The organism is Streptomyces ureilyticus (assembly GCF_011045025.1).
Lineage (GTDB): Bacteria > Actinomycetota > Actinomycetes > Streptomycetales > Streptomycetaceae > Streptomyces > Streptomyces ureilyticus.
The window spans coordinates 25,908-47,520 of sequence record NZ_JAAKZX010000028.1 but is presented as its reverse complement, the minus strand read 5'-3'; the positions used below and the strand labels follow the sequence as shown (position 1 = coordinate 47,520).

At 69.9% G+C, this 21,613-nt stretch carries 21 protein-coding genes and 1 pseudogene; 13 read left to right on the top strand and 9 right to left on the bottom strand.

Annotation, left to right across the window (positions count from 1 at the left end; translation table 11 throughout):
- Window positions 1–517 precede the first annotated feature (517 nt).
- Window positions 518–1,000 carry a flavin reductase family protein gene (locus G6048_RS12060; protein WP_165339504.1) on the top strand — a complete coding sequence of 161 codons (483 nt, stop codon included), beginning with the start codon at window positions 518–520 and terminating at the stop codon, window positions 998–1,000.
- Between the two features lie 55 nt (window positions 1,001–1,055).
- Here G6048_RS12060 and arfB read toward each other — a convergent pair whose 3' ends face one another.
- The gene (gene arfB / locus G6048_RS12055; RefSeq protein WP_165339487.1) at window positions 1,056–1,481 is read right to left on the bottom strand and encodes an alternative ribosome rescue aminoacyl-tRNA hydrolase ArfB; all 426 of its coding nucleotides are present in this window, start codon (window positions 1,479–1,481) and stop codon (window positions 1,056–1,058) included.
- A 260-nt stretch (window positions 1,482–1,741) separates the two neighbouring features.
- Here arfB and G6048_RS12050 point away from each other — a divergent pair, with 260 nt between their 5' ends.
- Complete coding sequence (locus G6048_RS12050) at window positions 1,742–2,317, top strand: TerD family protein (RefSeq protein WP_165339486.1); 576 nt, start codon at window positions 1,742–1,744, stop codon at window positions 2,315–2,317.
- A gap of 191 nt (window positions 2,318–2,508) precedes the next feature.
- A complete protein-coding gene (locus tag G6048_RS12045) occupies window positions 2,509–2,925 on the top strand; it encodes a hypothetical protein (RefSeq protein WP_165339485.1) in 417 nt (138 codons plus the stop codon).
- On the opposite strand, the gene G6048_RS51335 is transcribed toward G6048_RS12045, so the two are convergent.
- Together G6048_RS51335 and G6048_RS12035 are read right to left on the bottom strand one after the other, a co-directional pair.
- On the bottom strand, window positions 2,839–3,117 hold the full coding sequence (locus G6048_RS51335) for a DUF397 domain-containing protein (protein ID WP_165339484.1): 279 nt from the start codon (window positions 3,115–3,117) through the stop codon (window positions 2,839–2,841). The two genes, G6048_RS12045 and G6048_RS51335, sit on opposite strands and share 87 nt — an antisense overlap.
- An 11-nt stretch (window positions 3,118–3,128) precedes the next feature.
- Window positions 3,129–3,983, bottom strand: a complete 855-nt coding sequence (locus G6048_RS12035; protein WP_165339483.1) for a helix-turn-helix domain-containing protein — start codon at window positions 3,981–3,983, stop codon at window positions 3,129–3,131.
- 235 nt (window positions 3,984–4,218) lie between these two features.
- Between G6048_RS12035 and G6048_RS12030 the strand changes: the two genes are divergently transcribed.
- Window positions 4,219–4,647: an ATP-binding protein gene (locus tag G6048_RS12030; protein ID WP_165339482.1), complete on the top strand. Its 429-nt coding sequence runs from the start codon at window positions 4,219–4,221 to the stop codon at window positions 4,645–4,647.
- Between the two features lie 73 nt (window positions 4,648–4,720).
- Complete coding sequence (locus G6048_RS12025) at window positions 4,721–5,116, top strand: VOC family protein (RefSeq protein ID WP_165339481.1); 396 nt, start codon at window positions 4,721–4,723, stop codon at window positions 5,114–5,116.
- Between the two features lie 320 nt (window positions 5,117–5,436).
- On the opposite strand, the gene G6048_RS12020 is transcribed toward G6048_RS12025, so the two are convergent.
- Window positions 5,437–5,967, bottom strand: coding sequence for a DinB family protein (locus G6048_RS12020; protein WP_165339480.1), 531 nt, complete (start codon window positions 5,965–5,967; stop codon window positions 5,437–5,439).
- A gap of 97 nt (window positions 5,968–6,064) precedes the next feature.
- Here G6048_RS12020 and G6048_RS12015 point away from each other — a divergent pair.
- Together G6048_RS12015 and G6048_RS12010 are read left to right on the top strand one after the other, a co-directional pair.
- Window positions 6,065–6,514: pseudogene (locus G6048_RS12015) on the top strand (NUDIX hydrolase); the annotation flags it as partial.
- 40 nt (window positions 6,515–6,554) lie between these two features.
- Window positions 6,555–7,016: a hypothetical protein gene (locus G6048_RS12010; protein ID WP_165339478.1), complete on the top strand. Its 462-nt coding sequence runs from the start codon at window positions 6,555–6,557 to the stop codon at window positions 7,014–7,016.
- A 22-nt stretch (window positions 7,017–7,038) separates the two neighbouring features.
- Here G6048_RS12010 and G6048_RS12005 read toward each other — a convergent pair whose 3' ends face one another.
- Window positions 7,039–8,439 carry a M1 family metallopeptidase gene (locus G6048_RS12005; RefSeq protein WP_165339477.1) on the bottom strand — a complete coding sequence of 467 codons (1,401 nt, stop codon included), beginning with the start codon at window positions 8,437–8,439 and terminating at the stop codon, window positions 7,039–7,041.
- A 120-nt stretch (window positions 8,440–8,559) separates the two neighbouring features.
- Between G6048_RS12005 and G6048_RS12000 the strand changes: the two genes are divergently transcribed.
- Together G6048_RS12000 and G6048_RS11995 are read left to right on the top strand one after the other, a co-directional pair.
- The gene (locus tag G6048_RS12000) at window positions 8,560–9,060 is read left to right on the top strand and encodes a hypothetical protein (protein ID WP_165339476.1); all 501 of its coding nucleotides are present in this window, start codon (window positions 8,560–8,562) and stop codon (window positions 9,058–9,060) included.
- 81 nt (window positions 9,061–9,141) lie between these two features.
- The gene (locus G6048_RS11995) at window positions 9,142–9,789 is read left to right on the top strand and encodes a hypothetical protein (protein WP_165339475.1); all 648 of its coding nucleotides are present in this window, start codon (window positions 9,142–9,144) and stop codon (window positions 9,787–9,789) included.
- A 9-nt stretch (window positions 9,790–9,798) separates the two neighbouring features.
- Here G6048_RS11995 and G6048_RS11990 read toward each other — a convergent pair whose 3' ends face one another.
- Window positions 9,799–10,497 (bottom strand): pentapeptide repeat-containing protein, encoded by a 699-nt coding sequence (locus tag G6048_RS11990; RefSeq protein WP_235989625.1) that lies wholly within the window; start codon window positions 10,495–10,497, stop codon window positions 9,799–9,801.
- Between the two features lie 170 nt (window positions 10,498–10,667).
- Here G6048_RS11990 and G6048_RS11985 point away from each other — a divergent pair, with 170 nt between their 5' ends.
- The 4 genes from G6048_RS11985 (at window position 10,668) to G6048_RS11970 (ending at window position 15,253) form a co-directional block, all read left to right on the top strand.
- The gene (locus tag G6048_RS11985) at window positions 10,668–11,846 is read left to right on the top strand and encodes an NAD(P)-binding protein (RefSeq protein WP_165339473.1); all 1,179 of its coding nucleotides are present in this window, start codon (window positions 10,668–10,670) and stop codon (window positions 11,844–11,846) included.
- Window positions 11,847–11,931: 85 nt separating this feature from the next.
- Window positions 11,932–12,912 carry a zinc-binding dehydrogenase gene (locus G6048_RS11980; protein ID WP_165339472.1) on the top strand — a complete coding sequence of 327 codons (981 nt, stop codon included), beginning with the start codon at window positions 11,932–11,934 and terminating at the stop codon, window positions 12,910–12,912.
- A 121-nt stretch (window positions 12,913–13,033) separates the two neighbouring features.
- A complete protein-coding gene (locus tag G6048_RS11975) occupies window positions 13,034–14,485 on the top strand; it encodes an NAD(P)/FAD-dependent oxidoreductase (RefSeq protein ID WP_165339471.1) in 1,452 nt (483 codons plus the stop codon).
- A gap of 18 nt (window positions 14,486–14,503) precedes the next feature.
- Window positions 14,504–15,253 carry an alpha/beta hydrolase gene (locus tag G6048_RS11970; protein ID WP_165339470.1) on the top strand — a complete coding sequence of 250 codons (750 nt, stop codon included), beginning with the start codon at window positions 14,504–14,506 and terminating at the stop codon, window positions 15,251–15,253.
- A 36-nt stretch (window positions 15,254–15,289) separates the two neighbouring features.
- Here the strand turns inward: G6048_RS11970 and G6048_RS11965 are convergent, their stop codons facing one another.
- The 3 genes from G6048_RS11965 to G6048_RS11955 all read right to left on the bottom strand — a co-directional run bounded on the left by G6048_RS11965 (window position 15,290) and on the right by G6048_RS11955 (window position 21,382).
- The gene (locus G6048_RS11965; protein ID WP_328825749.1) at window positions 15,290–16,543 is read right to left on the bottom strand and encodes a lactonase family protein; all 1,254 of its coding nucleotides are present in this window, start codon (window positions 16,541–16,543) and stop codon (window positions 15,290–15,292) included.
- A 199-nt stretch (window positions 16,544–16,742) separates the two neighbouring features.
- On the bottom strand, window positions 16,743–17,399 hold the full coding sequence (locus G6048_RS11960; protein ID WP_165339469.1) for a hypothetical protein: 657 nt from the start codon (window positions 17,397–17,399) through the stop codon (window positions 16,743–16,745).
- Window positions 17,400–17,587: 188 nt separating this feature from the next.
- Window positions 17,588–21,382 carry an nSTAND1 domain-containing NTPase gene (locus tag G6048_RS11955; protein ID WP_165339468.1) on the bottom strand — a complete coding sequence of 1,265 codons (3,795 nt, stop codon included), beginning with the start codon at window positions 21,380–21,382 and terminating at the stop codon, window positions 17,588–17,590.
- Between the last annotated feature and the right edge of the window lie 231 nt (window positions 21,383–21,613).

Sequence of the window (21,613 nt, the reverse complement as noted above, 5' to 3'; positions counted from 1 at the left end):
CCCGAGACCTCGACAGCAACTCCAGAGTTGTCCGGGCTTCTCGCCTGTCTTCTCGTTCTGTACTGATCGACTACCGATGGTGGACTGGTCGCTTACTGATCGCCGGGCCGATCCCTGGATCGCCTATCGATTGCAGCGTTCCCCGCCACTGAATCACAGCGCGCTGCCCACTCGGTACACAGGGTCAACAAAATATGGCCCTTGTGACTCAAGTCACAGCTAAAGATGAGCAGTTGAGTAGAGTTTCTGCTTTTTCACCGTGCGTTTACTGAACGCGAATATGTGGAGCCTGAGAGGTTACCGGACGCAGGGCGATCGTCGGCCGGACGCGGGTGGCCGGACGGCGGTCGGGCCCCGGTCCTAGGACCCGTCTCGGGCGCTGGTCCGATGCGCGGACCGGAGCGGGGAGACTAGCGTCGTGAGCGTGCTGACGACTCCTCCTGCCCCACGCGCGCCCCTCAACCCCACCGCTGACGGGCATGCTGTGGGGGTGAGTGACGACGAGTTCCGCGCCGCCATGTCCCGGCTGGCCGCGGGCGTGGTGCTGGTGACCGCGCACGAGTCCGCGCTGGATCCCGAGGGGCCGGGCGGTGAGGACGTCGGGATGACGGCGACCGCCTTCATGTCCGTATCCCTGGACCCGCCCCTGGTCCTGGTCAGCCTGCGCGACGGTTCCCGCATGGACGACCTGCTCGACGAGCAGCCCCTGTGGGCGGTCTCGGTCCTCTCCGAGAGTCAGCGCCACATCGCGGGCCGGTTCGCCATGAAGGGCCGTATCTCCGACCGCCTCCTCTTCGAGGACATTCCGTACGTACGCGGAGAGGCCTCCGGGGCGCTGCTCGTGCGCGGCGCCCTGGCGACCCTGGAATGCCGGACCGAGCAGCGGGTGCCCGCGGGCGATCACACGCTGGTGATAGGGCGGGTGCTGACGGCCTCGGTGCCGAGTGCGGACGGGGGGCCGCTGACGTACTTCAAGGGGCGGTACCGGCAGTTGGGGTAGGCCGCCCTCTCATTGGCAATTGGCGAGCGGGACGACGCTGACGCTTACGGGCCGGTCACCAATCGCGGCCGGAGCGTCCGCGCTTGGTCTCGGAGCGCTGCTTCTTCTGCCGCAGCCGGCGTTCGTTGATGCCGCGGGGGATGCGGGTGGCCCGGCGGGGCTTGGGCGGCGGGGCGGTGGCTTCGGCGAGCAGGGCGGCGAGGCGGACGGCGGCGGTCTCGCGGTTGCGCCACTGGGAGCGGTGTTCGGAGGCTCGTACGCTGATGACTCCGTCGACGAGCTTCGGGGCGAGCCGTTCGAGGGCGCGGGCCTTCCACACCTCGGGCAGGGCTTCCGTCTTCGCGAGGTCGAACCGCAGCTCCACCTGCGAGTCGCTCGTGTTGACATGCTGGCCACCGGGCCCCGAGGAACGCGAGAAACGCCACGTCAGCTCGGCCTCGGGGAGGGAGACGGAGCCGCGGATGACGTAGGGACCAGGCATGGCTCCATGGTCGCGCGTGTGTCCGGTCCACGTCACGCGCTTTTCCAGAGCCCGGGGCACGGGCCCGGGGTCCGCCAGCCTCGAGTCGGGCCTCGAATCCGGGGGCTCGGCCGCTCGGGTAAAGAAAGTAAAGTGGGCGGAACCTGGGGGACCCCCCGCGACGTTCATAGGGGTGACGGTAGCTTCGTCCCCGTACGAAGCACCGAGTTCAACGCACCGCACTTGTCGCACGTACGTCAACGATGGAAGGACTCCCAACAATGGCTGTAAGCCTGTCCAAGGGTGGCAACGTCTCGCTCACCAAGGAGGCTCCGGGCCTGACCGCTGTCACCGTGGGCCTCGGCTGGGACGTCCGCAGCACCACGGGGACCGACTTCGACCTGGACGCCTCGGCCATCGCGGTCAACCCCGAGGGCAAGGTCTACTCGGACGGTCACTTCATCTTCTTCAACAACAAGCAGACCCCGGACCAGACCATCGTCCACACCGGCGACAACCGCACGGGTGAGGGCGCGGGCGACGACGAGGCGATCAACGTCAACCTGGCGGGCCTGCCCGCCGACATCGACAAGATCGTCTTCCCGGTCTCCATCTACGACGCCGAGACCCGCTCCCAGAACTTCGGCCAGGTCCGCAACGCCTACATCCGCATCGTCAACCAGGCCGGCGGCACGGAGATCGCCCGCTACGACCTGTCCGAGGACGCCGCCACCGAGACGGCGATGGTCTTCGGCGAGCTCTACCGCAACGGCGCCGAGTGGAAGTTCCGCGCGGTGGGCCAGGGCTACGCCTCGGGCCTCGTGGGCATCGCCCAGGACTTCGGCGTGAACGTCTGAGGTTCGGCACGCCTGTTTTTTCGGAGCCCCCGGTCACTTGGTGACCGGGGGCTCCGCCCTTGTGCGCAGGGCCTCCTGACGAGCCGAACCCGGGGTGGGCGGGGCGCCACCCCGGGACCCGTCCCGGACTCCTCCGCTGATGCTGGGTGTCTGGCCGCCTGGCCGACGCACGAGCGAGGGGGGAACAAGACATGGACGCCACGTGGGCCATCGCTGTTGTCATAGAGGCGCAGACGACGGCCGTAATGGTGCTTCCCAACGACGGGCGGGCCGGGCTGAAGGCTCTCGTGGCCACCGTCTCCCTGCTCCTCGGTGAGGCGATGCTCGTCGGTGGCATGGAAGGCGAGATCCTTCTCGCTGCCATGGCGTTGCTCTCGGGAGGACTGTTGTTCCTCGCGGAGCTGGCCGCGAGTCGCGACAGTCAACTGGTCCCGCTGCTGTGGCTGCTCTGTGGAGGCTGGGGGCTGGTCCTGATGGTGTGGCGGCGCGACGAGCTGGTCGAGTGGATGGAGACTAACCGATCAGACCTGGCCGCCATTTGCCTGTCCGCCGCGTTCCTCCTGGGCACGCTGGCGATGCGCCGCCGGCGGCTGGGGGAGACACGCTGACGGTCTCGTCAGGCTGGCCGACCTTCCTTTCAAGCTGCGTATCAGGGCCAGCAAGCCTTTTGGGGGTAGGGCGAGTACGTGGGTGGGGGTGTCGCTTTCGCGGAGGAGGACGTGGGGGGCGGTGCGGGCGAGTTCGATGCAGTTCTCGCCGCCGGCCCCGGAGAAGGAGGACTTCTGCCAGTTCACAGGCATGGTGTGGGCTCTCACAATTCTCGCGCGATGTCATGGACGAAGCGTCTGGAGCGCTCGGCGTCGAGTACTGCTCGCTCCGCGAGGTCCAGCAGGGTGCCGTACTTCTTGAGCTGGGTGGCGATGCTGAGGAAGACGCCGCCCACGGCGCTGTCCACCTGGACCGTGTCCAGCTGCGGGACAACTCCCCCGGCGTAGAAGACCGGCTGTGTGGCCTCGACGAACTCTTCACTCGTGAAGGGAATGACCTTCAGCGTCACGGTGGGCCACTCTGAGACCTCCAGCAGGTGGCCGAGCTGCGCCTGCGCGACCTTGCGCCCGCCGATCCGCATCCTCAGGGCCGCCTCGTGGATCACGACGGTGAACGGCGGCGGAGCGTCACCCTCGAAGATCTGGCGGCGCTTCAGCCTGAACTCCACCCGGACGTCCACCTCCTCGGCAGGGAGGGGAGGGATGTTGCCGCCGTAGATCGCCCGCGCGTAGTCCTCCGTCTGGAAGACGCCGGGGAGCGTCATCGGCTGGAGGGCGCGCAAGTACGTTGCGTGGTGCTCCAGTTCAGCCACGTCCAGGAAACCTGGGGCAAGGATCCCGCGGTACGCATCCCACCAGCCCTGCCCACGAGACTCCCGGGCGATCACGCACAACGCGTCGATGAGTTTGGCGTCATCGCACGCATAGAACACCGCCAGCCGCCGGATCCGTTCCTCGCTGATGCCCAGCCGACCCGCCTCGATATGGCTGATCTTGGCCTGATCGGTCGACAGCAGACCTGCGGCTTCACGGGCCGTCCTACCTGCGGACTCCCTCAACTTCCGCAGTTCCGTACCGAGTCGGACCTGGCGAGCGGAGGGGTTTTCTCTCAGTGGCATGGGTTCCGTTCCTCTCGGCGTCCGAGTCTGCCGTGTCACAACAAGCAGGGTCCACTCGCTCGAGTGAAACTTCCGGGGCAATCTTGCTCCACTGCAAGGTTGCCCCTACTTTCGAACCCGTCAGTGCGCGGCGCGCCAGTAAACCCGCAGTGCAGTCACCGACGCCTACCGGTGCCCGAGCCACGGTGGTGCCCTCGCCGCGCAACCCCTCGACGCAGACGGAGAGTTGAAAGCCATGAACGCCAACACCGACCCGCCGACGTACTACCTCACCACCCCCAACTCACCCCTCAGCCCGAAGATCTGCCGAGACACCGTCGCCATACTCCTCGCCGCGAACAGCCACGCCCCGCACCTCGCCGACACCGCCCGCACCCTCGTCTCCGAGGTCGTCACCAATGCCGTACGGCACACCGGTACGCCAACCATCAAGCTGGAGACGGCGGTTCTGGCGGACGGCGTACGCGTGGCCGTGTACGACGACGGGCCCGCAGGACTGCTGCTCCCCTCCGAAGCCGCGCAGGACAGCGAAGGCGGGCGCGGGTTACTGCTCGTGCAAGCCCTCGCTCACACATGGGGCGTTGGCCCGGGGTACGACGCCGGCCGGAACGGCAAACACGTCTGGTTCGAGCTTCAAAGCCCGAGCGTGCCGCTGGAGGGATGACGGCTTGGGGACTTGCCGGACGGGCGGCACGGCTCCATAGACTGAGCCTCCGGCCGCACTGTTTGGGGGAGCCATGACCAGTAGGTTCACCGAGTTGGTTGTCGACTGCCACGATCCGGAGCGGCTCGCAGCCTTCTGGTGCGCGGTCCTGGACTTCAAGGTGATCGATCGGAGCGAGGGCAAGGTTGAGATCGGCTCCTGGGAGCCGACCGTCGAGGAGGTCCGGGCCAGCCAGATGCCGCCCACTCTGATGTTCATCCGGGTGCCCGAGGGCAAGACCGTGAAGAACCGGCTCCACCTAGATGTCAGCCCGATCGACTGCAGTACCAACGACGAGGTGGCCAGGCTGCTCGGCCTCGGCGCCGCCAAGGTGGACGTGGGCCAGGGCCCCGACCGGAGCTGGGTAGTCATGGCCGACCCCGAGGGCAACGAGTTCGACGTCATGCGCACCCTGGCACCGTCCAACTAGATGATCGGTCCCAAGGGTCCCTTCCGAAGCCGCACAGGAGAGCGAAGGTGGAGCACTCGCGCACACTTGGGGCATCGGCCCGGCGTACAACACCGGCCGCAACGGCAAACGGGTTTGGTTCGAGCTTTCAAAGCCCTAGCGTGCCGCTGGAGCGATGACTGTTCGCGGGCTCCCCACCCCTACCGCGCAAAAACGTGAACACTCAGCGGGAGTTTGCTCACCATGCGCTCAAACGAGCTCCTGGTGAGCACCGCGGCGCAAAGTGCTCACGGAAAACGTGCACCAGCACCCACAGGGCCGACCCCGCCTCGTCCCACCGCTCAAGCCGCGGACGCGGCGCGCAGCAAGCGGAGTTGGCCGATCTCAGTGACGTTCTTCATCAGTTCCGCGTTCACCCAGGCGAGCATGTGGGCGATGGTGTGGTCGGGGTCGTTCTGCCAGGGGAACGGGGCTGTGGCGTCCAGGTCGGTGTCGGTGAGGTGGTCCAGTACCGCCAGCCAGTCGGCGCGGAGGCCGCGCAGCCACTCGATGGCCGCCGTACCGTCGCCCGGCCATGTGATCTCGGTCCGCTCCCGAGGCATACGTCCCTGTGCGTGGTCGATGCTCACGGTCCACCACCAGCCGATATGCCAGCTCAGCCAGCCGATGGTGGGGACCGGGACGGGGTCGGGCTCGGTTTCCGCCCAGTCCGGCACCCATGTCCCGTCTTGGTTCGGGCGCACCGTCCAGCAGTAAGGCGTGGGCTCCCACAGGAAGTCCTCCGGCTCCAGCCGCTCCAGGTGGTACTCGAAAAGCGACCAGGTCAGCTCGAACTGCCAGCGCAGCAGGTCAGGTTGGGATGCGTTCTTCACCTGCCTATGCCATCCCGGACGGCGCGGCCGACGCAAACGAAATTACCCAGCCACGATCGACCAGGACTCGTTCTAACCTGCGGACATGTCCCTCGAACCGCGCACCCCGCGCCCGGCCGCCCGTATCGCCGTACTCGACCCGGAGGGAGCGGTCTTCCTCTTCCGGTACGACAACGATGAGGTCGGCATCCACTGGGCCATGCCCGGCGGCGGTCTCGAACCCGGCGAGAGCCCACGCGAAGGCGCCCTGCGCGAACTCCGTGAGGAGACCGGCTGGGCCGACGTCACCCCCGGGCCCTTGCTGTGCACCTGGGAGCACGACTTCACGCGCATGAATGTCCCCGTCCGCCAGCACGAGCACATCTACGTGGCGTACGGGCCGCGCCGCGAGCCGGACGGCGACGACCGCATCCGCGCCTTGCGCAGCGAGGAGGGCATGCTGGGCTGGAAGTGGTGGACCCGGAAGGAGTTGGCCGACGCAGCGGAGTCCGTGTGGCCGCCCGAACTGCCGCGGCTGCTCACGGAGTTGGACGGGCGAGAGGCGTGACGCACAGGGGTGCAGGGGGCAAACACCGTGTGTGGAATGGATGACCTTGGCCGGTACGGCACTCGGCGCGCTCGTCGGCGTCGGTGCGACGCTGCTCGCCGAACGGGCGCGGTGGCGCCGCGAGGCGGCCGAACGGGCCCGGCAGGAGCGCAAGGAGATCTACGTCGCCTGCCTGACCTCCTTCCGGCAGGCGCACGAGACGATGCGCGCCGTGGCCTTCGGGGACCGGCAGTGGGAGGCGACGGGACTGGACGCGGCGGTGCGGGAGGCACTCCGGGCATCGGGGTGCAACGAAGCGCGGGACGCGGCGGCCCTCTTCGCCGCTCCGGGGATCGTCGCCGCGATCGACGACGCGTTCTACAGCCTGCGACGGCTGATGGACGTCCTCGCCGCGGGAAACGGCCTCCGCTCAGCAGCGTTCCAAGAGGCCCAGGCGGCACACCGGATTGCGGTCAAGTTGGCGCAGGCCGCCATGCGCCGGGATCTCGGAAGTGAGCCCTGACGTGGTGCGGACGCCGGTGCGCTCAGGCGTGGTCCGGCTTTCCGTTCCCGTACAGCCAGTCGTCCCAGATCGTGGTGAGGTCCTCGTCCGGTGCCTGCTGTTCCACGTACGCCGTGAAGTCGGATGTGTTCGCGTTGCCGTGGCGGTGGGTGGCCGGCCAGCCGCGGAGGATGGCGTGGAAGGTGGCGTCGCCGGTTGTTTCGCGGATCTTGTGGAGGACCATGGCGCCGCGTTGGTAGACGGGGTCGTCGGAGATGTGCGCGGCGCTCGTGGGGCTTGCGGGCGGGAAGGACCATAGGTCCTCGTAGGCGTCCTCGCCGTGGTCGTACAGCTCGTCGAAGGTCTCCTGCGCCGTGTCGCCGCCGTGGTCCTCCTGCCAGAGCCACTCCGCGTATGTCGCGAAGCCCTCGTTGAGCCACATGTCGCGCCAGGTCGCGGGGGTGACGGAGTTGCCGTACCACTGGTGGGTCAGTTCGTGGACGAGGAGGGCGGTGTCGGGGGCGCCGGGGAAGACGGGGCGGTTCTGGGTCTCCAGGGCGTAGCCCGCGTCGCCGGCGCGGTCGACGATCGCGCCGGTGGAGGAGAAGGGGTACGGGCCGAAGTTCTCCTCCGACCACCGCATGATCTCGGGGATACGGGCGAGGACCTGGGCGCTTGCCTTCGACTCGTCGGGGTCGACGGCCACGTACACCGGCAGGCCGTTCGCGGACTTCGAGCGTCGTACGTCGTACTCGCCGATCGCGACCGTCGTCACGTACGACGCCATCGGCTCGCCTACGTGCCAGGCGAAGGTCGTGCGGCCTCTCTTCGATTCCTCGCGCCTCAACTCGCCGTTGGACACCGCCTTCAGGCCCTCGGGGACGGTGATCGTGATGTCGTACGTCGCCTTGTCGCTCGGGTGGTGGTTGCCGGGGAACCAGGCCATCGAGCCGGTGGGCTCGCCGAGGGCGAGGGCGCCGTCCGCCGTCCTCAGCCAGCCCTCCTGCGAATCGTCCGGGTCGGTGATCGTGTCGGGGCGGCCGGAGTAGTGGACGGTGGTGCGGAAGGTGGCGTTTCTGTCGAGGGCGTCGGGCGGGCGGATGGTCAGTTCGTGGTCGCCGCCGCGGTGGAAGCGGGCGGACGCGTCGTCCACTTCGGCCGCGGTGACCTTCAGGCCCTTGAGGTCGAGGTTGAACGAGGTGAGGTCCTGCTTCGCCCGCGCCTCGATCTCTGCCGTTCCTGTCAGGCGGCGGGAGTTGGGGTCGTAGGTCAGGGTGAGGGCGTAGTGGGTTACGTCGTAGCCGCCGTTGCCCGCCTTCGGGAAGTACGGGTCGCTCAGGCCGGGGGCGCCGGTCGTGTCCCGCGCGCTGCCGCCACCGCACGCGGTCAGGGCGAGTGCGAGGGCGGACGCGACGGCCGGTACGAGGCGGGCGGGTAGGGGCACGTTCGCGATCCTAAAGCGATCGGGACTGGGTCGGGGCGAGGACGGCGCTGAGATCGGACCGGCATCAGGACCGGGATCGGGGCACGTCAGGGCCCACGCGAGCGTGACACCATCACGTACGTGCTCGACATCGGCTACGCCCTCTCCGCCCGCTTCCCGGATCCTCCGCAGACCGACTACTGCCGGGCGGACATCCGCGCCTTGCGGCACGATCTGTTCTGCGGCGACGTCTATCTCGCCGACACCAAGGCGGACCGGGAACTGTCCACAGCCTGGGGATGGGTGCCGGTACTCGACTTCGCCTGGGCGCTGTGCGACATCGTGGAGCGGATCGACCGGGATCCGGCGGGGTCGCGGGCCTCGCGTCCGCAGCGGGCCGAACTGGACTTCACCGAGTCCACGGATCGTCTGCTCTTCGAGCGGCGCTTCGGGTGGGTGGACATCGAGGCCGACTGGATGCCAGTGGAGGAGCCTGCGCTGACCTTCTCGCATGCCGAACTCCGGCGTGAGGCGCGGGACTTCTTGCACGATCTGATCGCTGACCTCACGGACATGCACGAGGACCTGGCGGAGAACCCAGCGATCTGGACCCTCCAGGCGCGCTTCCCCAGGGTCCCGTGACGGGCCCCGCTCACCACGGTGAGAGCATCACCCCTTGACGTAACGTGACACGGGAAGTGGGAGAGCGTGAGCAGGGGGCGTGTGACCTACAAGCTGGACTACAGGGTGTCTCCGCCGGCGGTCGTCGGCGGAGGCGGACCGCAGCAGGTGGACACGGTCGTCCGGCTCTCCCGAGACGCCGACAGCCCCGCACCGGACCGGTATCGCTCGCTCCGCGCCTTCCACCTCCTCGCCGAGGACCAGACGCCCGTAGCCCGGGTCGTCACGGAGCAGCCCCTGGGCTCGCGCCTGAGCGGACGCCCCGCCGTCTACCACGTCCTGGACCCGTACGGCGCGCCGCTGGGGCGGATCACCTGGCAGCGGCGCCGCGCTTTCCGGATCGGCCGGATGCGATGGTCCGTGGAGCAGGTCGGGGGGCCGGTTCTGCACGGGTATCAGGGCCGTCTCGTGTGGTGGACGCTGTGGTGGCCCTTCGGGCTGCCCGTCAGTCTGGTGTGGCTGATCACGTCCCTCCTGGGCGAGGGCGACGGTGGGATCCGTCCGCCTCGGCGGATCATCTGGCGCGACGCCTCCCACCGGGCCCACATTGTCTTCCGTGCGGTGGACGAGGACTACCAAGTGTTGACGCAGGAGTTGGATCCCCGGCTGGTCAACGCCCTCATAGGGCTGCACCAGTCCTATGACTCCTCTGAGGAAGCGGGCAGCTTCGGCTGGTACGAGCAGCTCTGAGCCCCTGGGTCATTCCTCCACCCGAATCCCCAACGCCCCCGCGAACACCGGCGCCAGATCCACCAGTTGCGCCGTACTGATCACTGCCCCCGCCAGCCGGTCCACCCCCCGTGCGATCTCCAGCGTGGCGGCTCTGCGCAGGTCCACGTCCGTCAGGGTCGCCGCGTTGAAGTCCGCCTCCCTCAGTACGCAGTCGACGAACTCCACCCGCTCCAGGCGGGCGCCGCCGAAGTCCGGCTCGACCAGCACGCAGCCCTCGAATACGACGTCTCTCAGCCTCGCCGTGCGCAAGTTCAGGTAGTCGATCTTGCCGCCGCGGATCAGGACCCGTTCCAGGACTGCACCGTGCAGCTGTACGCCGCCCAGGCGCGGGTCGAGGATCTCCACATCCCGCAAGGCCGCCTCGGCGAGGTCGGTGCCGACGCCTCGTATGTCCGTGAGGACCGAGTCCAGGACACGGACATGGCGCAGGCGGGTCTCGTCCAGCGCGCAGCTCGTCAGTGCGCAGTCCATGAAGCGGGCGCCCGCGCCGTCCTGCCCGGCCAAGTCCGCGTCCCGGAACTCCAGGCCGTCGTAGTCCCCGTCGGGTTCCAACTCGCCGCCCCCGTGCGGCTCCAGTGGCGGCAGTCGCACCTCCGGTCGTCGCGCCCCCTTCACACCCGCACCAGCACCACTCACACCCGTACCGCCCGCCGCTCTTCTCGCCATGCCCCCATCCTGCACCCCACCACTGACAAACCTCCTGACCTGCATAAACGCCCCCGATGTCACACTCCGGGCCCCTCAAAGAGTCATACCTACGAGTCACCCACTCACGCGCGCCCAGCACACGCACGCACCAGACCAGTAGCCAGTAGCCAGTAGGGAGACCCCCAGCCATGCACCGCATCACCGTCGTCGGCGGCGGCTTTGCCGGACTGACCGCGGCCATCACCGCCGCCGAGGCGGGCGCCAAGGTCACCATGTACGAGGCCCATCACACCCTCGGCGGGCGTGCCCGCACCGCGGAGGGGCCGTACAAGACCAACGAAGGCCCCCACGCCCTCTATAAGGGCGGCCCGCACTGGACCTGGCTCAAACAGCGCGGGCTGATCGGCGAACTCGCCCCGCTCCCGCCGCTCGAAGCGGCCCGGCTACGCCTCCGCCACAAGGGCACCCTCCGACGGACCCCGCCCTTCGCGATGCTCAAGCTTCTGCGACGTACGGCCCAACAGGCGCCTGTAGACGTCGACTTCAGGACGTGGGCCACAGACATCGCCGGAGAAGAGGGCGCGAAGGCGGCCGCCTACTACTCCGCCGTCGCCCTCTTCCACCACGACCCGGGCGCCCTCTCCGCCGCCTTCGTGCAGGAACGGCTGCGGCGCGCCACGAAGCTGCCCCCGGAGGCGCACTACCCGCGCGGCGGCTGGGCCAGCGTCGTCGACCGGATGGCGGCCCGCGCCTGGAACCTGGGCGTACGCATGGAGACGCTCGCCCGTGTCGACAGCCTCGACGAGCTCGGCGGGCGCGGGCCCGTCATCGTCGCCACCTCACTCGCCGCCGCCCGCCGTCTCCTCCGCGACGACTCGCTGACCTGGGCGAGCGGTCGTACGGCTCTGATCGATCTGGCCGTACGCACCCGCCGGGGCGACGCGTTCGCCGTGTCCGACCTGGACGCGGCGGGCTGGATCGAGCGGTTCACCGCCCAGGACCGTACGCTCGCCCCGGCCGGCGAACAGCTCATCCAGGGGCAGATCCCGATCGCGCCCCACGAGTCGCGGGCCGTCGGCATCGCCCGCGCCGAGGAGCTGCTCGACCTCGCCTTCCCGGGCTGGCGCGAGCGTGTGACCTGGCGCAGCGAGGCCATCGCCGACGGCCGTACCGGTGCCGTGGACTTCCCCGGCACCAGCTGGCGCGACCGGCCGGCCGTCGACCGCGGCGACGGCGTCTACCTCGCGGGCGACCAGGTCGCGGCGCCCGGCGTGCTCTCCGAGGTGTCCTTCAACAGCGCCCTGACGGCCGTGTCCCTCGCCTTCGACATCCCGCGCAGGGCGGGGCTTGACCTCAAGCAAGCTTGAGGTACGAGGGTTGAGGGCACGACAGCGCACCAAGTTGCCGAGCACCAAGGGCGAACGGATGCGCACAGACCCGAGGAGTTTCCCCATGCACGCCATCCGCCTGCACGCCTTCGGCCCTGCCGAGAACCTCACGTACGAGCAGGTCGAGGACCCGGAGCCGGGCCCGGGCCAGGTCCGTATCGCCGTCGCCGCGGCAGGCGTTCATCTCCTCGACACCGCGATCCGTGACGGCGTGCAGGGGCCGCTGCCCCAGCTGCCCGACCTGCCCACCGTCCCCGGCCGCGAGGTCGCCGGCACCGTCGAGTCACTCGGCGAGGGTGTCGCCCAACTCTGGCTCGGCAAGCGGGTCGTGGCGCATCTGGGCTTCGCCCCGGGCGGGTACGCCGAACTGGCCGTCACCGACGCCGACCGCCTTCACGAGATCCCGGAGAACCTGGACTTCGCGCAGGCAGTCGCCATGATCGGCACGGGGCGTACGACGATGGGGATCCTCCAGTTCGCCGAGCTCGGCCCCGGCTCCGTGGCCGTGATCCCAGCCGCCGCGGGCGGCATCGGCACCCTCCTCGTGCAGTACGCCAAGCACGCCGGCGCCACCGTCATCGGCCTCGCGGGCGGCCCGGAGAAGGTGGCCCGCGTGGAGAAGAACGGTGCCGATCTCGCCGTCGACTACAAGGACCCGGCCTGGCCCGACGAGGTCAAGTACTTCCTCTGGGGCCGGAAGGCCACGGTCGTCTTCGACGGCGTGGGAGGCGAAGTGGCCCGTACGGCCGTCGACTTCCTCGGCCCCGGCGGCAAGCACATCGTCTTCGGCTGGTCCGGCGAGGGCCTGCACGACGGCAGCCCGCTCATCGTCGAGGGCGTGTCCGAGCAGGTCCTCGGCCCGGTGATGATGCAGAAAGCGGGCGGCCCCAACCCCGTACGCACCCTGGAACTCCGCGCCCTCACCGAGGCCGCCGCCGGCCGCCTCAACCCGGCCGTCCAGCGCTTCCCCCTCGCCGAGGCGGCAGCCGCGCACCGGGCACTGGAGAACCGGGGGACGATCGGCAAAGTGGTCCTGGAGCCCTGAGAAACCCGAGTTCTGAGAAAACCCGAGCCCTGAGAAACCGGATCCGGGTACCTGAAAAACCGGACTCCACAACGGAATCCGGAGGAGACACCCACGGCCCTCAGACGCTAACGTCCGGCGCATGAGCAGCACGGAGAGCGTGGGCGGCCCGGGGCACACGGGCAGCACGGCCGGACACACCGCCCGCACCGTCATCAACGGCGGCATATCGTTCTGGTACGCGCAAGAGGGACTCCCCGCGCCCCGCGAACCCCTCCCCTCGGACGCCGCCGCGGACGTCGTCATCGTCGGCGGCGGCTTCACCGGCCTGTGGACCGCGTACTACCTGAAAAAGGCCGCCCCCTTCCTCCGTATCACCGTCCTTGAACAGAAGTTCTGCGGCTACGGCGCCTCCGGCCGCAACGGCGGCTGGCTCTACAACGGCATCGCCGGACGCGACCGCCACGCGCGCGTGCACGGCCACGAGGCCGCCGTACGCCTCCAGAAGGCGATGAACGAGACGGTGGCGGAGGTCGTCCGGGTCGCCGAGGCGGAGGGCATCGACGCGGACATCCACCAGGGAGGCGTACTCGAAGTCGCCTGTACGCCCGCTCAGTTGGCTCGCCTGAAGGCCTTCCATGAGGCAGAGCTGTCGTACGGGGAGAAGGACCGCGAGCTGTACGGCGCCCGCGAGACCGCCGAGCGCGTTCGCGTCGCCGACGCCGTCGGCTCCACCTGGACTCCGCACGGCGCCCGCCTTAACCCCGTCAAGCTCGTCCAGGGACTCGCGCGTGCCGTCGAAGCACTCGGCGTCACCATCCACGAGTCGACGCCCGTCACCGAGATCCGGCCGAAGCACGCGGTCACTCCGTACGGCACCGTCCGCGCCCCCTACGTCCTGCGCTGCACCGAGGGCTTCACCGCCTCGTTGAAGGGACAGAGACGCACCTGGCTCCCCATGAACTCGTCGATGATCGCCACCGAACCGCTCACGCCCGAGCAGTGGGAGTCGGTGGGCTGGGAGGGCCGCGAAACCCTCGGCGACATGGCGCACGCGTACATGTACGCCCAGCGCACCGCCGACGGCCGTATCGCGCTCGGAGGCCGCGGCGTCCCGTACCGCTTCGGGTCGCGCACGGACAACGACGGCCGTACGCAGCCGGCGACCGTCGAGGCGCTACGGGAGCTCCTTCTCCGTCTCTTCCCGCAGCTCACCGGGGTGGAAGTGGCCCACGCCTGGTCCGGCGTCCTCGGTGTGCCCCGCGACTGGTGTGCCACCGTCACCCTCGACCGCTCCACCGGCCTCGGCTGGGCCGGCGGCTACGTCGGCTCCGGGGTCGCCACCACCAACCTCGCCGCCCGTACCCTGTGCGACCTGATCCAGCAGGACTCCGGGCAGTCCGGCGCGACCGAACTCACCACACTGCCCTGGGTCGGTCACAAGGTCCGCAAGTGGGAACCCGAGCCGTTGCGCTGGATCGGGGTACACGGCATGTACGCGACGTATCGAGCCGCCGATCGCCGTGAACGGGGCACGCAGGCCGCGCAGTCGTCCCGGCTGGCACGTATCGCCGACCGGGTCGCGGGCCGCTGAGGCAGGGGGCACACACATATGGACACCACCATCGTCGACACCATCCGGTACTCGGCCGACGGCCAGCTCCTCGACATCCACCAGGGTGCCGACCCGGACGCGCCGGCCGTCCTCCTCTGGCACGGGCGCGGTCCCGCCGAGCGCGATGTCCTCGGCGCCCTCGCCAGCACCGTCGCCCGCCTCGGCGCCACCGTCATCGTCCCCGACTGGCGGCCCGACGCCGCCGACGGGGGGCGGCCCCACCTCGCGGCCTCCCTCCGCTTCACCTGGGACTACGTACCGGATCCCGCCCGTGTCGTCCTCGTCGGCTGGTCCCTCGGCGGCCGGGCCGCCATGGCCACCGCCCTTCGGCCCGACCCTCCGGAGGGCTGGCGCCCGGCGGCGGTCGTCGGCATCGCCGCCCGCTACAACCAGCCCGAACCCCTCCTCGGTCTCCCCTCCCCCATGGCTGTCTGCGCCACCGCGCCGCCCCTGCCGATCCACCTGGTCCACGGCACGGCCGACAGGGTCTGCGACTTCAACAACGCCCTCGAGTTCCAGTCGGTCCTCGCCGACTGCGGCCGCCCGGCTCCGCTCACCGAACTCACCACGGACCACGCGGGCGCGGTCATGGCCGAGTACGCCCCGGAGCTGGGCCGCTGCCGGCCCGTCCTCGGCGGCACTCCGTACGAGGAAGGGCTCCGCACCGCCCGCGTCATCGCGTCGGCGGCGGGACTGACGGTGCCTGAGCTCGACAGCCGTGACAGAAGGGCCCAGGTCAACGGCTGACAGCTGACCTATGCACCAACAGCCCATCGCCCGACGTCACTTCGCGGCGATGCCCTCCATGCCCGCCTCCTTGAAGACCGGCAGGTCCTCGGCGGTCGTCACCTTCGTAAGCGCGCCGTTCTTCTCGACACGGAAGCCGTCGACGGTGCCGGAGACCGCGTTCTGCACGTAGACGAATTTCTCGTCCTCGGTCACGGCGAGGTCGATCACGCCTTGGGAGTTGGCGGAGGGCGGGGTGGCGATGCCCACGTCGTTGGTGAGGGCGAGCTTGCCGCTCTTGGCCATGCGGTAGCCGCTGACCGTCGAGTTCCCGGTGTTGCCGCCGTAGAAGTAGTTGCCGGCGCGCACCAGCCAGCACAGCGTCTCCTGGCCGTTGGCCAGCGGCTTCTGCAGGACCTTCAGCTTGCCGTTGCGCTTCACCTGATACGCCGTCACCGTCGACTTCTCGGCCTCCGCGACCAGCATCCGCTTGCCCGACTTGTCGAAGCTGATCGCGAACGGGACACCGCCCGCGGACTTGTTGACGACCGGCTCGTCGACGGCGGGCAGCCCGTTCCGCTTCAGCGGGAACACCTCGACCGTGTTGGCGGCCTTGGTGGTGACCACCAGGTTGCGGCCGTCCGGAGTGAACTCGACCTCGCCGGGCGAGGTGTCGAAGCGCGGCACATTCTCGTTGTCCAGCCCCAGCGAACGGTGCGAGCCCTTCAGCGGCTTGAGCCCCTTCTTGGTGATCGTGAAGCCCTGGACGCTGCCCGCTCCGCCCGCATTCATCACGTACGCCACCTTCCCGCGCACCGCGATGCTCGCCGGGAACTCCCCGCCCGAGTCCACCTGCTTCGGAGCCTTCAGCTCGGTCCCCTCGACGCGGAACGAGGTCACCGTGCCGCTGCCCGCGTTGACGGCGAGGAGCATCCCGGAGGCGTCGTCGTAAACGAGCGAGCCCTGCGAGGCGAGGGAGTCGGTGGGCGCGTCGACCTGGTCGCCGCCCTTGCCGCCGGTCGCGAACTCCCCTGCCGGCGACAGCTTTCCGTCGTCGGCCCGCGCGAACACATGGATCATGTTCCCGTTCAGCTCGTTGCCCTGCACGAACACCGCCTGATCGGCTCCGGCCGACGTGGTGCGCGCGTACTGCCCGGCATTGGCCACGGACACCGCCGCCGTCACCGCCCCCACCGAGGCGAGCACTCCGGCCCCGATCATGACCCGCCGCGACTTGGACTTCGCCCGGTGCCCACTCTGGTGCCCATGCTTGTGCCCACTGCGACGGCCATTCCTGTCGTACGTGCCCACGCCCGGCTCCTCGGTCTCTCGTCCCCCACGTCCGCGCCCTGCGGAACAGCACAAGAGTGACCAGTGGGGGACGTGAGACGAACCGGTTCCGGGCCCGCGTCAGGGTCTCGTAAGCGGTGCGCAAGGGTCTCGTAAGAACTCGTGAGAACTCTTGAGAACTCTTGAGAATGAGACTCTCAAGGAACAGATCCGGAGGGCGTCAGCACTTCCAGGTCGCCCAGTACCACTTGCCCTTCATCGTGCCGTCCGGCCACAGCACCGGCGTCTTGATGTGGACGCCCGTGGAGCCCTGGCCCGGGTAGTACCAGTGGTAGTGGCCGTTCTTGCGCTTGCCGTAGTGGACCTCGAGCCAGCCCTGGGAGTTCCGCTCGTACGGCGCGAACCAGTAGCCGCCCGCCTCACCGGGCTTGATGATCCCCTTGAGGGTGGTGCTGGCGCTGACCGTGTCGCCCGCTTTCCAGGTCTCCTCCTGTGACACGCCGGCGGACATGCCGCCTTCGAGGACGTCCGAGAAACCGGCCTTCACCTCCACCGAGGTCGTCTGACTGAAGGAGTACTCGGTGGTGCGGTCGATCCTGAAGATGCGGTCGTAGCCCAGGTCGGCACTGCCCGCGCAGTTGTACACCGCGTTGCCGACCTGACGCCGCTCGCCCAGCTCGGTCCACGCGTTGACCTCGCGGTACTGGCAGGAGTCGGCGTTGTCGTTGTTGCAGTCCCAGATCACGTCGGGTTTGTCGTCGCCCCAGCCGGGGCTGGTGTTGGCGTTGGCCGTCCCCGTGGAGAAGGGGACCAGGAGGAGGGCCAGGGCGGGCGTCAGCATGGCTAGGCGACGGCGGCCGGTCTTGAGAGCCTTCATGGATGGGTTCTCCCGTCGGATCGTTCGACACCCTCGTCGGGTGTTATGGCCGCTGTCCCGGTCGGAGGGGGGAAGAGGGGGATGACCGGGACAGCGACGGTTCGATCCTCAGCGCCTGGGAATTGATCAGCCAGCCGCTCCATCAGGGCAATCAATCGCCGGAGGTCGGTCAGCGCCTGCCGGGTGCGTCAGCCCCCGCACACCTTCCGATACGGCACATCCCCCACGTACGTCTTCCACTGCGCCCGCGTCAGACCGCCCGGGTCGCCGCCACCCTCCGCCATCCTCGCGCACACCGTCTCGACCGCCTTCGACGGTGCGATGGTGTACCGCTGGAGCGGGACGTGCGCGCTCCCCGCGTACACCGTGCCGCTGTGGGCGCTGAACGCCACCGTGTCGATCTTCTCGCCCGGCGTCGTCAGCGGGCCGCCGAGGGGTTGTTGGGTGTCGAGGTCCCAGAGCTGGAGCGTGCCCGCCTCGCCGCCCACGGCGATGGTGCGCCCGTCGGGGCTGACGGCGAGGGCGCTCACGGCTTCCGAGCTGTCGCCGAGGAGGTCGCCGGCGGAGTCGTCAGCGGACTCCACGCTGACCGGGGCCGGGAAGACGTTCCGCAGGAGCCCGGCTCGCTCCCGGACCTCGCCGTCCCACAGCGCCACCCGGCCCGTCTGGTCCCCGGCCACCAGCCGGGAACCGTCCGCGGCGAAGGCGAGGGCGCCGATCCCGTTGCCCTGGACCAGGTCCTGTCCGGCGATCTTGCCGTCCGGCAGTTCCGCCGTACGGTTGTCGCCGACCAGGAGCCGGCCGTCGGGGCGTACGGCCAGGTTGCTGCTGGACAGGGCCGGCAGGACCGCCGTTCTACGGTGGGCCGCCGTGTCCCAGACCTCGTTGCTCAGCTCGCCGATGCCCGGGGCGCGGGTGGCGTAGAGCGTGCGGGCGTCCGGGCCCAGGGCGAGCGTGAGCACCGGGGATGCCGATGTCCTCGTCCCCAGGTCCAGCGTGGTGCGGGCCCGGCCCTTCGCGACGTCCCAGATCGTGACGGGCCGCGAGGACGCCACGGTGCCGGGCTCCGAGATTCCGTACGCGAGCGTCTTGCCGTCGGGGCCGAACGCCAGCAGTGGTGAGGTGTCTCCCAGGTTCACCGGCTCCTCGGGGTCGCGGGAGACGGGGAGCGGCGCGGACGGCAGCGTCCGCAGCAGCTTGCCGTTGCCCGTGTCGCGCAGTTCGAAGCGGAAGCGGTCGCCGCTGCGGCGGGCGGTGGCGAGGGTGCGGCCGTCCGGGCTGAGGCGTACCGCGTCCAGTGACTGATCGCGCCAGGCGGGCGTCACGGCCTGCGCGACGTCGAGGGAATGAACCGTACCGCCCTCCAGGTACCGCAGGACGGGGCGGTCCGGATCCCAGGCCAGGCCGCCGGACGGGTGCTGGTTGTTCAGGGAGTGCCGGAACACCGGGGCCGACGTGTCGCCGGTGAGGCGCCACACCCTGACCTCCTCCCCGTCGGCGGTCGCCAGGAACTTCCCGTCCTTACTGAAGGAGACGTACTTCACCCCCGGATCCACGAGGTCTGCCAGCCCTCGCCCCGACCGGACATCGAAGACGTGCACCCCGGTCCAGGTGACCGCGGCGAAACGCTGCCCGCCGTCGAGCACGAGCTGCGACCGGTCCTGGCCGCAGATCTCGCCGTCCCGTTCCCAGCTCCCGGGCAGCGTGCGCCCCTCCTTCAAGTCCCGCACCTGGGCCGCCGAAGACCCGTCAGGGCAGGACGCGACCAGCCGGCCGTCCGTGCTCGGCGCCACCACCGTCGTACTCGCCGCCTGCGTCTGGAACCGCAGGCCGTCGTCTGCGGACGAGCGCACCTGCACCTTGGAGTCGCTCGTGTCGCCCACGAGGTAACTGGTCCCGGAGAAGTCCACGAAGGCCGAGGAAGGCAACCGGTCGCCGCGCCACCGCCCGGCGGCCGTGTCCCACAGCCGCTTCCCGTCGTCCCCGACGATCGACAGCAACCGCCCGTCCGAAGCGGCGCCGACCACCTTGCCGCCCTCCGGCAGGCGACCCGAGGCAAGCTGTCGATGCCGGACCACGTCCCAGGTTCGCCACACTCGTCCCTCGACGCTGAGCAGCCTGCGGCCCGAGTGGGTCAGAAAGCGGCTGGGACCGTCGCCGGGCGCCGGGTCGTTGAAGGAGTCGGGTTCTGGCTGGCCGAGTGAGCCCAGCAAGGCCCGCCTAGTCTCCGGGAGGTGGGCCGCGCGCCAGGCGGCGACACCCAGGAGCTGTGCGGTGCGGGGATCGGTCGTACGCAGGGACTCCGTGACGGCGGCGATACGGCGGGCCGCCTCGTCGGTGCGCCGCCGCTGGTTGTCGCGGTGCTCCAGCAACGCGACCAGTCCGGCGACGAGCGCCACCGCGAGTACGGCCGACAGCACACCCACCGCGGCCCGTGCCCGATGCGCCGAGCGGGCGGCGGCCTGGCGTTCCGCGTCGCGGGCCTCGAAGGCGGCGACGAGGAACTCCCGCTCCGCCGCGGTCAGTTCAGGGTCCCGCGCGGGGTCAGGGAACAGTTCCTCCGCGCGGGCCAGCCGGACGCCCCGGTACAGCGTGCCCGGGTCACGTTCGTGCTCCAGCCAGGCGCGGGCCGCCTCGGTCAGCGCCCGGTGGTGGCGCAGCCGCTCGCGGTGCTCCTCGATCCAGCCGTGCAGCCGGGGCCAGCGGGTGATCAGCGCCTCGTGGGCCAGGTGCACGTCCACCTCGTCGGCGGTGAGCAGTCGGGCGCGGGCCAGCCGCTCCACCACCACCGGCACGTAGGGGCACGCCAAGGCGTCGAGTTCGGCCCGGTTCAGCGGGCGCCGGGTGTCGGGGGTGCCGCGCCCCGGCTCGACCATCCGCAGCAGCAGGCGCCGGGCGGCATCCGCCTGGTCCGCGGTCAGCTGCCCGTACACCTCCTCGGCACTGGCCGCGATCGCGCCGCCCACCCCGCCGGCCGCCTCGTACGAGGCCAGGGTCAGCAGCCGGCCGCGGCGCCGCCGCCAGGTCTCCAGCAGGGCGTGCGAGAGCATCGGCAGCGCGCCGGGCCGGTCCAGGACCTCCTCGACGATCCGGGCGGTCAGCTCCCGCTCCACCAGCAGACCAGCCGCCTGCGCCGGTTTGACGACCGTCTCCCGCAGCTCGTCCGCCGTCATCGGCCCGACCAGCAGCGCGGCGCCGCGCAGCATGTCCGCAAGCTCCCGATGCTCGGCGCACCGGGCGTAGAAGTCGGCCCGCACCGCGATCAGCACCCGCAACCGGCTGTCCGGCTTCCGGGCGGCCAGCAGCAGGTCGATGAAGCGGGCCCGCTCGGCCTTGTCCCGGCACAGGGTGAAGACCTCCTCGAACTGGTCCACCACGACCCAGCTCTCCGGCTCGTCCTCGGCCGGGGCCAGCAGGTGCTCGTACCGGGCGGCGGGCCGGTTCCCCGGAGTGAGGATCCGCAGCACCGCCGGACTCCCCAGCTCCGCGATCTCCTCCTGAAGACGCGGGATCAGCCCGGCCCGCAGCAGCGAGGACTTCCCGCTCCCGGACGCCCCGAACACCACCGCGAACCGCTGCTCGGACACCAGCTCGCACAGCTCGTGGACCAGCCGGTCCCGGCCGAAGAACAGGTCACGGTCGGCGGGCTCGAAGCGCGCGAGACCCCGGTACGGCGGCGCCGCGTCCTCGTCCGTCTGCTCGTCCACGGGGATCTCCGCGGCCTCCGCCTCGGCCGCCTTCCACCGCGGCTCCCACTCCCCGGGTTCGCCGCCACAGGCTCGTACGTACCCCAGGACCACGGCCAGCGACGGCAGCCGCTGCCCGGCCGCCGCCTGGGACAACGTCGTCGCCGAGAACCCGGCCGCCTGGGCCATGGTCCGGTACGACGGGCAGCCGGCGGCCTTGCGCAGCTCCCGCAACTCGTGGGCGAGGCGCTGCACCGGACCGGCAGCCGGATCCACCGTTCTTTCGGGACGTCCCACGAAGCCGTCCCCTTTCCTGTGGCAGTACGTGGCTATGGCAGTGCATGTCTGTTGTCCGTACGCGCTATGGCCGTACGTGGCTGTATGGCTGGCGAAAACGCCGTTCAGGGCGGCAAACGTACGGACCGCACCGCTCGGGCGTGAACCCTTTCCCGATGTGACATCGGCCGTTGACACCGGCGACGAAACGGTCCGGCAAACAATCCAGTGCTGTCCACGAGGTTGATTGCC